Genomic DNA, 12,015 nt, shown 5'->3' with positions numbered 1-12,015 from the left:
TTAGCCTAACGTTTTATTAATTGCTTCAAGTACACGGTCTGCCTGGAACGGCTTCACGATAAAGTCTTTTGCACCTGCTTGGATCGCGTCAATAACCATTGACTGCTGCCCCATTGCAGAACACATGATGATTTTTGCAGAAGCGTCGATTTGTTTAATTTCTTTTAGCGCTGTGATCCCGTCCATTTCTGGCATTGTGATATCCATTGTGACAAGGTCTGGAGAAGTTTCTTTGTATTTTTCAACTGCTTGAGCGCCGTTTTCTGCTTCTCCTACGACATCAAATCCGTTTTTTACAAGAATATCCTTTATCATCATTCTCATGAATGCTGCATCATCTACGATTAATACCTTAGTAGCCATTTACTTATTCTCTCCCTATATGTTTGTTTATTTTAAATTAGAAAGTCTTTCTGACTGACTTAATATATCAGTCACACGAACACCAAAGTTCTCATCAATGACAACGACTTCCCCTTTGGCGACAATTCGTTTGTTCACCAGAATGTCTACTGGCTCCCCAGCAAGTTTGTCCAGTTCAATGATACTTCCAGCTGAAAGCTCAAGGACTTCTTTTACACTGCGCTGAGTTCTTCCAAGTTCCACCGTAATGGAAAGCGGAATATCCATCAGCATATCAAGATTTCCAAGCTGGCTTGTTGTATGCTGAGGCTCACTGAACGCTTCAAATTCAACAGGTGCTACATTTACAGGTGCTGCCGGCTTTGGCTTCGCCTGTCTTTTCGCCGGAGCTGCTTGCTGCGCTGGTGCAGACTGCGTTTGCGGAGCTGCCGGCTGAGGTTCAGGTGTGCTCACTTGAGTGTCTTGAACCGGCTCTTCCTCTTGCGCAGGGTCTGTTAATTCTGCGATTAAATCCTTCGCAAATGTAATAGGATAAAGCTGCATAATATTTGAATCGATGAGTTCACCTATTTTTAATCTGAAGGATACTTTGACAAGCATTTCTTCAGCTGGAATGCGGTCTGTCCCTTCTCCTTCTTTCACATCAAGTAATTCGACGCGCGGCGGAGAAATATCAATCTTTTTATTAAAGACCGTCGACATGGATGTCGCAGCAGAACCCATCATTTGGTTCATTGCTTCTTGCACTGCACTTAAGTGAATCTCGCTTAAAGAAGGGTCAGCATTTGTCCCGTCTCCGCCCATCATTAAGTCCGCAATGACTGCTGCATCTGTTTGCTGGACGACAAGCAAGTTACTTGCGCTGAAGCCTTCTGTATAATTCACTTCAATAGCGACATACGGATGAGGAAATTCCTCATTCAGCATACTTTTTTGAATCACTGTAACAGTTGGAGTAGTAATCTCCACTTTTTGATTTAATAGGGTTGAAAGTGCTGTTGCAGAGCTACCGAATGAAATGTTTCCGATTTCCCCAATGGCATCTTGCTCCATTGCAGAAAGGATTGTATCAGGCTCTATATCGTCATTGCTGCCTCCTTTAAGGAGCGCATCGATTTCGTCTTGTGATAATTTACTTCCGTTATTCTCCATCTTCTTCACCTCTTATGTCGTGATCTAGAATTTGAATCGCCTGTTTCCGATTCACGCGGCCGGCCTGTCCCAAGAATTTCGGTTTATTTCCGACCATAACAGTAAGAGGCGCATTTACTGGTTTGTCCAAGGCAATACAATCACCAATTTCCAAATTCAAAAACTCTTCCACCGTCATTTCCGATTCCCCTAGCTCTGCGACTACCGGTATTTTTGCCGTCATAATCCGTTTTTCAATGGCCTTTGTTTCTTGTTGTTTTGGTTCATTTCGTTCAGACTGCATCCAGTAGTGTACAGACAGCTTCGGAATAATAGGCTCCAATACAACATGAGGAATACATAGGTTAATAACCCCGCTGACCTCACCAATTTGTGTATTAAGAGAAATGACGACAACTGTTTCGTTTGGTGACACCATTTGAACAAACTGGGGATTTACCTCGAAATCTGCCATTTCAGGCTCGATGTCGGTTATGGACTGCCACGCTTCTCTGTAATTTTCCAAAGCTCCCTCAAACATGTTTGAGATAATCTTTGTTTCGATTTCTGTAAGTGATTCTGTCTTATTATGACTAATGCCAATCCCGCCCATCAGCCTGTCCATCATGGCATAGCCGATTGTTGGGTTCACTTCAAGCATGATTCTTCCTTCAAGCGGGCTGACGTAAAATAAGTTTAATAATGTCATATTAGGAATCGAACGAATAAATTCTTCGTATGGTACTTGGTCAACCGAGCTGACAGTAATTTGAATATATGATCTTAGCTGAGCTGAAAAGTGCGTGGTGAGCAGTCTAGCGAAGTTATCATGAATCCTTGTTAAACTTCGAATCTGGTCTTTCGAAAAGCGCAGTGCACGTTTAAAATCATACACCTTCACTTTTTTCGTCGTTTCTTCTTTTTTCAGCTCTTCTGCATCCATTTCGCCTGTAGATATGGCGGATAATAATGCATCGATCTCATTCTGGGAAAGCACTTCTCCTGACATTTCTTCACCTCCATCGTGTCAATTAATCGCCTCTATTGCAGATTAAAGGAGGTTATATATACTTCTTTCACCTTGCCATCTTGCAAATAGTTATTCACTTTGTTTTTGACTAGTGTTTTAAAATGTTCTCTGCCTTTTTTGCCATCAAGTTCATCTGCATTCGTGTCTGATAAAATGTCGATTACGGCGTCTTTCACTTGAAAACTTCTTTTCTCGAGCTCTTCTTTTGCTTTTTCAGAATCCGTTTCAATATTCAATACAAGTTTGACAGCATTTCCTTCAGACTTTAAATTAGTAATAATCTCAGGAATTTCAACAGAAGCTTTTACGACTTCATCTGCTGTTGGCTCTTTTTCTGCTTTTGCTTCGTCTGACCCATTCAGCAGAAAAAAGATGCCTGCTCCAATTCCGACGATGGCAATAATCATGATTAGCATTACTACGACTAATTTCTTCTTCATTCAAACTCCTCTATTCCTTGATTCAATGAAATGACTTGGATTTTTCTGTAGAAAGAAATGATTTTCTCTTGAAGCTGCTCTTTATCTTCTTTCACAACGAATTTCTTTCCATTGGCTAATGTAATGGTCGTGTCTGGAAAGCTTTCGATTTGCTCGATATGGAGAGCGTTCAGCATAAATCCTTTGCCATTTAATCTTGTCACTTCAATCATATTAAGCAGAGAAGCGATAAACCGCTCCCCCTACCTCCTATCGTTTCAGATTCACAAGCTCTTGCAGGATTTCATCAGATGTTGTGATCGTCTTTGCATTCGATTGGAAACCGCGCTGCGCGATAATCATTTCAGTAAACTCGTCTGTTAAATCAACGTTTGACATTTCAAGTTTACCTGTTTGGATGACGCCCGTTCCTTGTTCACCAGGTACGATAGGGTTACTTGGAGCACCTGAGCTTAAGGTCTGACGGTAAAGGTTGTCACCAACTTTGTCTAACCCTCCTGCGTTACGGAAAGATACGAGTGATACTTGACCAACGGTTCTTGATACATTGTTTTCAACAACCGAAACCGTTCCATCTGGACCAACACTCACACTCGAAACGCCGTCTGGAATCGTTATCTTTTGTCCATTCATTCCAAGCAGATAATTTCCATCAGGGGTGACTAAGCTTCCCTCTGAATCAGTGTCGAAATTCCCTGTTCTTGTATAAAGAATTTCTCCTTGACTTTCAATCCGGAAAAACCCATCTCCATTGATATAGAAGTCGTAAGGTTCATTTGTATTTTGAGAAGATCCCGCTGACATGATTTTATCAATAGAAGATAAAGATGATCCTAAACCAATTTGTTTTGAGTTGATTGAACCAGAGTTGTTCGTTGGTCCACCAGAACTTCCAATGGTTTGGCTGACCATATCTTTAAAAGTGATACGGCTTTTTTTGTATCCGTGTGTATTGACGTTGGCTACGTTGTTGGCTACAACATCTAATTTTGATTGGAAGTTTTTCATTCCGCTAATTCCTGAGTAAAGTGAGCGTAACATTTATTTTCCTCCTCGAATTACTTCGTTTTTTCTCCAACTGCTGTAACATCCCAAGGGCTGATTTTCGTTCCATCTTCTAAATACAAGAAGTATTCATTGTTTATGTTTTTAACAGACTTCACAGTGCCTGATATCTCTTTATCATCTTGTTTACCGGATACTTCTTTACCAATCCAGCCTACATACGTCGTAAATGGATCTTGGTGTGCAACAAATGTAGACATAAGCTGATTCAGCTTGGTGATAGAATCGTTCATATTGGTTTGCTGTTCTAAAGATGAAAATGTTGCAAGCTGTGTGACAAACTCACGGTCATCTAGTGGGTTTGTCGGATCTTGGTTTTGAAGCTGTGTAAGCAATATTTTCAAGAATTGATCTTTGCCAAGCGTATCTGTTTTCTTTTCTGCCTTTGAAGAAGTGTCTGTTTGTGCGACTGTTCTATTTGTAGCATCAACTGTTGCCATTAGATTTCCTCCTCTTCTTCATCTGACCCAACAAGAGCATCCAGTACATCTTGGAATTCTGCTTCCTGTTCATCAGGCTTCTGGAAATTATGCCCTTTTGACTGCTGCTGCTTGTTTTCTTCATTAAACTGTCCAAATAACGGCTGCTCATTTGATTGAAGCGGTATATGGAAACGGTCCACTTGAACCGACATATTCGGAAGCGCCTGTTTGAGCTGCGGCAGATGGTGCTCTAACAGCTCTTTCGCTGCTTGCGTTGAAGCTGTAATTTTACTCGCATACATGCCGTTTTGCTTCGTCAGCTGAATCGTGATAAATCCAAGATTTTCTGGATTTAATCGAACTGTGAAGCGTCCGCTTGAGTTTCCAAATGGCGTGAATTTCATTTGCTTCCACGTATTTAGTATTTGCTGATCAACCGTTCCCGGCTTTTCATCCATTGTTTGTGTCTGCTGAACAGGAGCTGCTGATTGCAGTTGAAAAAACTGCTTATGACCTGGCAAAAGCGTATGAGTGATGTTTTTTTCAGAAGCAGGTGCAGCAGTGCTTTGTCCTTTGACAACTTCCTTTTTGATGAGCCATTCAAGGGAGGAAGCACCTTTTGCCGGAGAAGCAAGAGTAGATTCTTGTCTTGGAGAGACCAATTCTTTTAACTCTCCTAAAGCAATTTTTAACTCTTTGTCTGATCCTTTTGCGTTTGCCATCATATGGTCGATTAACTGATTAAAGTGTTTCAGCTCACTTTGAGACATCGAATTCAGTTTTGGTGCTGAACCCTGCGAGAAAAACTGCTCTTTTACTTGCTGAATCAGTTTCTCATCTACCCCATTTTTTGAAAGAAAGTGAATGAAGTCTTGACCCTTTGCATCAATATCCTGCACTAGCTTTGCATCAAAGCTGAGCGGCTGTTGATTGAGCAGTTGATATAAGAAAAAGTGGACTTGTATGAGCTGCTCACTATGTTCAGAAGCTGGCTTATCAGCTTGATCACCGTAAATGGATGATTCCATTTTTTGAAATAGCTCTTCTAGTGACTTGAGATCAGACGAATCAAGCGTTTGACCTTGAAGTGTTTGAAGCGCTCCAAGAAGGTCTCCGTCGATCCCTTCTTCAGGTGATTGCATCCATTTTTCAATGATTTGCATCGCATCATTGATGGAAAGAGAGGCACCCGCTGTTTCAGCATTAACAAGACCGCTTTGTGCGCCTGCCCCGCTAAGTAATTGTTTAAACAACCCGCGTGCAGATGCCACGCCGCCTCCCTTTGGCCCCGAAAGACCTTGAGACGATTGCTGTAAGGCTCCAATATCCAATAGCTTCACTTATTGTCCACCCCCATTTTCACTTTCTTCTTTTTTAGCAAGCTCTTTCGTAAATGTAGCTGCCTTCTGAGGTGTCAGTTTTGCTAATATGTCTGTTAGTTTATTTTTGCTCAGCTCTTCGAGGATCTTCAATGCCTCTTTATCACTTAATTCTGATAAAATTTTGGCGGATTTCCCTGCGTCCATGCTTTCATAGATACTGACAATCTTCCCTTTAGGTTTCTGGTTAGAGGCTCCTGCCCCATCAGAAGTTGTCCCTGACGCATTATTACCTGATGTATCGCTTGATGAGCTGTTGTTTGTTGAACTATCACTCGCTGACGTATTATTCGCATCATTTTTAGATGTTTTTTCAAGCGAACTGATTTTTTGATTCAGTCTTTTAATCTCTTCATCACTTGTTTTTAAGTCTTTTTGTGCAATTTCAAGTTCATTTTTTTGCTCTTTAATGGTTTTTTTCAGTTCTTTTAATTCTGCATCGCTTTGATCATTATGTGAAGATGACGTTTTTGAGGTGTCATCTGAACCAACCAAACTGCTGATCACCGGAATGTTTTGGAGCGGTTTCTTTAGATCAAAACCCGCAATATAAAGGATTGTGCCAGTCACAATCACAAGCACAATCAATGGGATAATGACAATAAACAAGATCCATTGAAATTTACCGCCGCTTGATTCCTTCGTTTTTTCCTTCTTAGGCATTATCTCGACTCCTAATGTCCTTGAAACATGAATTGGCTGATAGAGATATCATCCATTTCTTTCATTTCAATGGCCTTATGTTCAAGGGAAAACTTTTCATACTGCTTTTCTTTCATTTTTTCAAACTTTTTAAACTCAATGTTTTTTTCAGTTAAATCAGATTGTTTTTCATTCATTTGATGGCGTTTCATGATCACAAGCTGCTGATAGTGCTGAATGGTGTTATCTAAATTGGTCACAAATTGCTGGTAATGACGCATTTCTTGAACACTCATACCACTTCTCAGCTTTTCTTCTTTGCTTTTTTCCATTAATTCTTTTTTACTCATATTTTCATAGAGTTTTTCAGCGACTTGCTCAAATGCTGAAACGGATTGTTGGTACGCTGCGAGTGACTTGTCTTTCTCACTTTCTTTCAGTTCTAAGAGCTTTTGAAATTTGTATTGATATCTCACTGTTTTTGTCAATCCTCTCTATTCATCAAACGGAGCAATAAATTCACACTGTCTTCAATAGATACAGCTTCTTCTACATCCTGCTTCAAAAATGAAATCAGATGAGGATAAGCCTGCATGGCCTCATCAATGTCTTTCGAGGAGCCTTTTTTATAAGCCCCAATGTTAATGAGGTCTTCAGCGTTTTGATAAGTGGATAAAAGCTGGCGGAACCGGTTGGCCGCCTCCTTGTGATCATGACTTGCGATATTGCTCATAACGCGGCTGATACTTTTCAGAATATTGACAGCGGGAAATTGTCCTTTGTTGGCTAAAGCACGATCAAGTACAATGTGGCCATCTAAGATCCCCCTGACTGTATCAGCGATTGGCTCATTCATATCGTCACCATCAACAAGCACTGTGTAAAACGCTGTGATGGAACCAAGCTGATTCGTTCCAGTTCGTTCAAGTAATTTAGGCAGTATAGCGAACACCGAAGGCGTATATCCTTTTGTCGTTGGCGGTTCGCCAGTTGCAAGACCGATTTCCCTTTGTGCCATAGCGACCCGTGTAACAGAGTCCATCATGAACATGACATTTTTCCCTCTGTCTCTAAAATATTCCGCAATAGCTGTTGCTGTATAAGCAGCTTTCATTCTCGTCAGTGCAGGCTGGTCAGAAGTTGCGACAACAACAATCGAACGCTTCAGTCCTTCGGCACCTAAATCCTTTTCAATAAACTCACGAACTTCACGGCCACGCTCTCCTACAAGGGCAATGACATTCAGATCTGCTTCTGTCTGCTTTGCAATCATTCCCATTAAGGTACTTTTTCCAACACCACTTCCAGCAAAAATCCCGATCCTTTGACCAGTGCCAACTGTGAGCAGACTATCGATCACTCTGACACCAACGCCCATCTTTTCTCGAATCGGCGGCCTGTCCATCGGATTTGGGGGAGACTGTTCTGTCGAAACAGGCGCAAGTCCCTTTGGAAGCATACTGCCGTCCAGCGGATCACCGAAGGCATCAACGACTTCGCCGATTAATCCAGTCCCAACTTTGACCTTCAGCGACTCACCTGTCGCTTCAACTAGACTTCCTGGTGAAATATTGGATGCTTCTACATAAGGCATGAGCAGAATGTTTTCATCTCTAAACCCTACGACCTCTGCTTTTATCGGATCGTGCCTACGCCCTTTTTTATGAATGAGACACACGTCTCCGATAGAACTCTCCGGCCCCTTAGATTCAATCATCAGCCCAACAACTCGATTGACTTTGCCAAATCGTTTATAAGGATCGGCGGTTTCAATTGTTTCTTTTAACACATCAATGTTCATTTGTGATCACCTGAATCAATGACTTCTAGTAACTTTTCTTTCAACTGATTCATTTGGGTATCAACACTCGCTTCCACTTTTCCAAAGCTTGTTTCTACGTAACAAGTCCCTTTTGGCGCTTTTTCATCCGAGTAAATGGCAAGGTGTGTATCCTTTTGAAGGATTCTGATTAATTCGTCTTTATACTCCATCACATGATCGTAATGTTCAGGGTCAACATAGATGGAAATATCGTCATATTCTTTCACTTCTGAAATGACCTGCTTCACGAGAGCCAAAAATTGATCTTTCGTGTCCTCAGCCGAGTACCAAACGCGTTTGGCGAGTTCGAAAGCCAGTTCCACAATTTTTTCTGCGGAGCTTTCAATTTTTTCTTCGTAATCCTGCTTGGCAAGACTGACAATGTCATTCGCTTGATCAAGAATCGATTGGTACTGCATATTCGCATCTGTTTCACCCTTTTGGAAGCCATCTTGGTAACCTGCTTGTTTCGCTTCTTCAATGAGCTGCATTCTTTCTTCTTCAAAAGCAGCGCGGCGCTGATTGATTTCAGCCATTGTTTTTTCAAGCTCACTATTTGCTTGTTCTACTATACGGCTTGCTTGATCTTCAGCATCACTTAGTACAAGCTGCGATGCTTCTGTTTCATTGACAAGCTCTTCTTCATGATGTTCTTTTTTGAACTCCACTTGCTGCAAAGGAATCGTTTGCCGGCCTTGCTCAGGAATAACAGATGTTTCATGTTTGATAATCCTAGACAATGATATCGTCTCCTCCGCCTCGAGCTATGACGATTTCTCCAGCTTCCTCGAGTCGTCTTACGATGCTGACAATACGAGTTTGTGCTTCCTCGACATCTCTAAGCCGGACAGGTCCCATAAACTCCATTTCTTCTTTGAACGTTTCGACCATTCGCTGTGACATGTTGCGGAAGACAATTTCTTTGACCTCTTCGCTTGCCACTTTGAGCGCGAGCAATAAGTCATCATTTTCAACATCTCTGATCACACGCTGAATCGCTCTACTGTCAAGAGTGACAATATCTTCAAAGACAAACATACGTTTCTTAATTTCATCAGCAAGCTCAGGATCTTGAATTTCAAGTGTGTCTAAAATGGTCTTCTCGGTCGCACGGTCTACACCATTTAGTACTTCTACAACCGCTTCGACCCCGCCCGTTTGCGTATAGTCCTGCGTAAAGGTTGAAGAAAGCTTTTGTTCAAGAATGCGTTCCACTTCATTGATGATCTCTGGAGATGTGCGGTCCATTAAAGCAATACGTCTCGCAACCTCTGTTTGTACTTCCTCTCCTAATTCAGATAAAATCTGCCCAGCTTGGACTGGATCTAAGTAGGAAAGGATGAGCGCGATGGTTTGTGGATGCTCATGCTGGATAAAGTTTAAGATTTGTTCTGGGTCAGCCTTTCGAGCAAAATCAAACGGTTTCACTTGAAGCGAGGATGTTAATCGGTTTAAGATGCTGTCCGCTTTGTCCTCACCAAGCGCTTTTTCAAGCACTTGTCTTGCGTACATAAGACCGCCTTGTGATATGTAGTCCTGCGCGATGGCGATGCTGTGAAACTCTTCGATGATTTCATCTTTCTTAGCAGTATCTACACTTCGTACATTGGAAATTTCTAATGTTAATTTTTCTATTTCGTCTTCAGACAGATGTTTGTATACAGATGCTGACACGTCTAGCCCTAAGGAAATCATTAGGATTGCTGCTTTTTGTCTGCCTGTTAGTCGATTTGGATCTTTTCTCGACATGTGTATTCCTCCTAATCCTCGGACAGCCAGCTGCGTAGCAATTTAGCAAAGTCTTCTGGTTTTTCTTTTGCCATTTTTTCAAGCTGATTTTTTCTCACCATTTCTTCTGTTTCTGGTTCAGTGTCGATATCAGGAACATGGATTGGTGTACGTTCATCAAACTCAAACTCTTCTTCCTCTTCTTTTCTGCGTTTACGCACAAGAAGAATAATGAGAGCGATAATTGCAAGTAGTAGCACACCGCCTACAATATAAACCCAGATTGGAATATTGTTTGATGGGTTTTCTGCTGCAGTTTGCTGTTTACCGTCTAATTTTGATACAGATAAAACAATTTTGTTATCTAAGTCCGCTTGAGTGAGCGCTTGACCATTTGTGTATTCTTTATCAATTGAAGTGCTAATGATCGTTGAAAGAATCTTTTTGATATCATCTTGCCTTTCAGGTGTTAAAGAGTTCACATCGTTTGCAGTTGGTGGTTCGACCAATGCTTGAATGCCAACATCTCTAATTTTATAAGGGCTCTCTTTGATATCTTTATGAATGCGGTTGACTTCATAGTTGATACGATCTTCGCTCTTTTCGTAATCTCCGCTACCGTTCGCTCCATCGGCGCCTTGATAATTTGTGACATCATCGTCGCCTGTTCCAGCGGTGCCTCCAGCTGCTGCACCATTTCCTGAATAAGTTTCAGCAATCTTTTCAGCACTGACAGCAATGCCTTGCATGTTTTCTTTATCAACTGGTTCTACAAGATCTTCTTTTCTTTTCTCTTCAGTAAAATCAATGTCTGTTGTGACCGATACAGCCACTTTTTCTTGACCCATCATTGTTCCGAGCAGCTGTTGAATTTTTCTTTGAAGGTTCTTTTCAATCTCTTCTTTTTTCTGCTGCTGTGCATCCATTCCACTTGCATAAGAATCGGAACTGCTGTTTAAGTCGTAGTAGTTGGAATCTTGGTCCATAATGACAATGTTTTCTGTCTTTAAATTCGGCACACTTTTTGAAATAAGATGATAAAGGCCTTTTACTTGCTGCGGCGCGAGCGTGTAGCCAGACTCAACTTGCAGCACAATGGATGCTGATGCATTACTTTGCTCTTCTCCAACAAAAACGGAATCTTTTGGCAGGTTAATCATAACTTTTGAATCTTTAATCCCATCAATCGTGTTGATCAGATTGGATAGTTCTGTCTGAGTTGCGTCTACTTTCAGAACATCAAATTCATTATCTGTTAAACCGAAGCCGGAATTGTTCGCAAAGAAGGAATAATCAATATTCCCTGTCTTAGGGAGACCCTCAGATGCGAGTGTTACTTTTAAAGTGTCGGCCTGCTTTTCTGGAACGAGAATCGTTGTTCCATTATTCGCAAGTTCCGATTTAACGTTTTTGCCATCCAGTTCCTGTTTGATTTGCCCAGCTTCTGCCTCAGACAAATCTCTAAACAATGGAACCATTTTTTCAGAAGAAGCAAAGATGCTAACAACCGTAATAATGATTGCTAGGGCAGCAACGCCGCCAATCATGAGTATTTTTTGTAATTTTGATCGATTTCGCCAAAACTCAACTGTTTTTGTTCTTAATTGCATTAAAGTACGATTCATCTTAACCCCCGGTCATTCCATTCAGTCTTTTTTTGTCCGTCAGCACCTCCTACATCTGCATTCTCATAATCTCTTGGTACGCTTCGACTGCTTTATTTCGAAACTCCGTTGCAGCTGTGAGTGTCACACTCGCTTTTTGCGAGGCAATCATGACTTCATCGAGATTGACATCTTTTCCTTGTGCAAGAGCATTTGTATACTGGTCTGATTTCAGCTGTGATTGATTTAATGCCTCAATGGAATTCTTCAGCACATCAGAGAAATTCGTTTGACTTTTAGGTGCAGCCGCCTGAACGGACGATGCATTCGTCAATTCACTTGCTTGCTGAGCGGTTTGAAGCTGGAAAGGAGATATTGCGTTAACCAAT

At 41.4% G+C, this 12,015-nt stretch carries 15 protein-coding genes; all 15 read right to left on the bottom strand.

From position 1 onward, the window contains the following. Genes ACP7A0_RS01725 through fliE form a run of 15 tightly spaced genes read right to left on the bottom strand, consistent with a single transcriptional unit; the run spans position 1 to position 12,014 of the window. On the bottom strand, positions 1-363 hold the full coding sequence (locus tag ACP7A0_RS01725) for a response regulator (RefSeq protein WP_007499584.1): 363 nt from the start codon (positions 361-363) through the stop codon (positions 1-3). Positions 364-390: 27 nt separating this feature from the next. Continuing rightward, complete coding sequence (fliY, locus tag ACP7A0_RS01720) at positions 391-1,515, bottom strand: flagellar motor switch phosphatase FliY (RefSeq protein ID WP_034662352.1); 1,125 nt, start codon at positions 1,513-1,515, stop codon at positions 391-393. Continuing rightward, positions 1,505-2,503, bottom strand: a complete 999-nt coding sequence (gene fliM / locus ACP7A0_RS01715; RefSeq protein ID WP_003212239.1) for a flagellar motor switch protein FliM — start codon at positions 2,501-2,503, stop codon at positions 1,505-1,507. The genes fliY and fliM overlap by 11 nt, the downstream gene beginning before the upstream one ends. Before the next feature lie 32 nt (positions 2,504-2,535). Beyond that, on the bottom strand, positions 2,536-2,964 hold the full coding sequence (fliL, locus tag ACP7A0_RS01710; protein ID WP_034662353.1) for a flagellar basal body-associated protein FliL: 429 nt from the start codon (positions 2,962-2,964) through the stop codon (positions 2,536-2,538). Next, positions 2,961-3,176 (bottom strand): flagellar FlbD family protein, encoded by a 216-nt coding sequence (locus ACP7A0_RS01705; RefSeq protein WP_034662354.1) that lies wholly within the window; start codon positions 3,174-3,176, stop codon positions 2,961-2,963. Before ACP7A0_RS01705 ends, fliL begins: the two co-directional genes overlap by 4 nt. 37 nt (positions 3,177-3,213) lie before the next feature. Beyond that, complete coding sequence (gene flgG, locus ACP7A0_RS01700; protein WP_034662356.1) at positions 3,214-4,005, bottom strand: flagellar basal body rod protein FlgG; 792 nt, start codon at positions 4,003-4,005, stop codon at positions 3,214-3,216. 17 nt (positions 4,006-4,022) lie between these two features. Beyond that, positions 4,023-4,469, bottom strand: coding sequence for a flagellar hook assembly protein FlgD (flgD, locus tag ACP7A0_RS01695; protein WP_060596260.1), 447 nt, complete (start codon positions 4,467-4,469; stop codon positions 4,023-4,025). Beyond that, a complete protein-coding gene (locus ACP7A0_RS01690) occupies positions 4,469-5,791 on the bottom strand; it encodes a flagellar hook-length control protein FliK (RefSeq protein WP_106036787.1) in 1,323 nt (440 codons plus the stop codon). The genes flgD and ACP7A0_RS01690 overlap by 1 nt, the downstream gene beginning before the upstream one ends. Further along, positions 5,792-6,493 carry a MotE family protein gene (locus tag ACP7A0_RS01685; protein WP_106036786.1) on the bottom strand — a complete coding sequence of 234 codons (702 nt, stop codon included), beginning with the start codon at positions 6,491-6,493 and terminating at the stop codon, positions 5,792-5,794. Positions 6,494-6,504: 11 nt separating this feature from the next. Next, a complete protein-coding gene (gene fliJ / locus ACP7A0_RS01680) occupies positions 6,505-6,948 on the bottom strand; it encodes a flagellar export protein FliJ (RefSeq protein WP_034620036.1) in 444 nt (147 codons plus the stop codon). A gap of 8 nt (positions 6,949-6,956) precedes the next feature. Next, complete coding sequence (gene fliI / locus ACP7A0_RS01675; protein ID WP_034662365.1) at positions 6,957-8,273, bottom strand: flagellar protein export ATPase FliI; 1,317 nt, start codon at positions 8,271-8,273, stop codon at positions 6,957-6,959. After that, positions 8,270-9,034 carry a flagellar assembly protein FliH gene (fliH, locus tag ACP7A0_RS01670; RefSeq protein ID WP_034662367.1) on the bottom strand — a complete coding sequence of 255 codons (765 nt, stop codon included), beginning with the start codon at positions 9,032-9,034 and terminating at the stop codon, positions 8,270-8,272. The genes fliI and fliH overlap by 4 nt, the downstream gene beginning before the upstream one ends. Next, on the bottom strand, positions 9,027-10,043 hold the full coding sequence (gene fliG, locus ACP7A0_RS01665; protein ID WP_008344808.1) for a flagellar motor switch protein FliG: 1,017 nt from the start codon (positions 10,041-10,043) through the stop codon (positions 9,027-9,029). The genes fliH and fliG overlap by 8 nt, the downstream gene beginning before the upstream one ends. 11 nt (positions 10,044-10,054) lie before the next feature. Continuing rightward, positions 10,055-11,647 (bottom strand): flagellar basal-body MS-ring/collar protein FliF, encoded by a 1,593-nt coding sequence (fliF, locus tag ACP7A0_RS01660; protein WP_060596256.1) that lies wholly within the window; start codon positions 11,645-11,647, stop codon positions 10,055-10,057. A 49-nt stretch (positions 11,648-11,696) separates the two neighbouring features. Beyond that, on the bottom strand, positions 11,697-12,014 hold the full coding sequence (gene fliE / locus ACP7A0_RS01655) for a flagellar hook-basal body complex protein FliE (protein ID WP_007499609.1): 318 nt from the start codon (positions 12,012-12,014) through the stop codon (positions 11,697-11,699). Position 12,015 lies beyond the last annotated feature (1 nt).

This window comes from Bacillus sp. DWP3-1, from assembly GCF_049896565.1.
Taxonomy (GTDB): domain Bacteria; phylum Bacillota; class Bacilli; order Bacillales; family Bacillaceae; genus Bacillus.
Note: the sequence above shows the minus strand (reverse complement) of the source record. Positions and strands in the feature narration are given on the sequence as shown.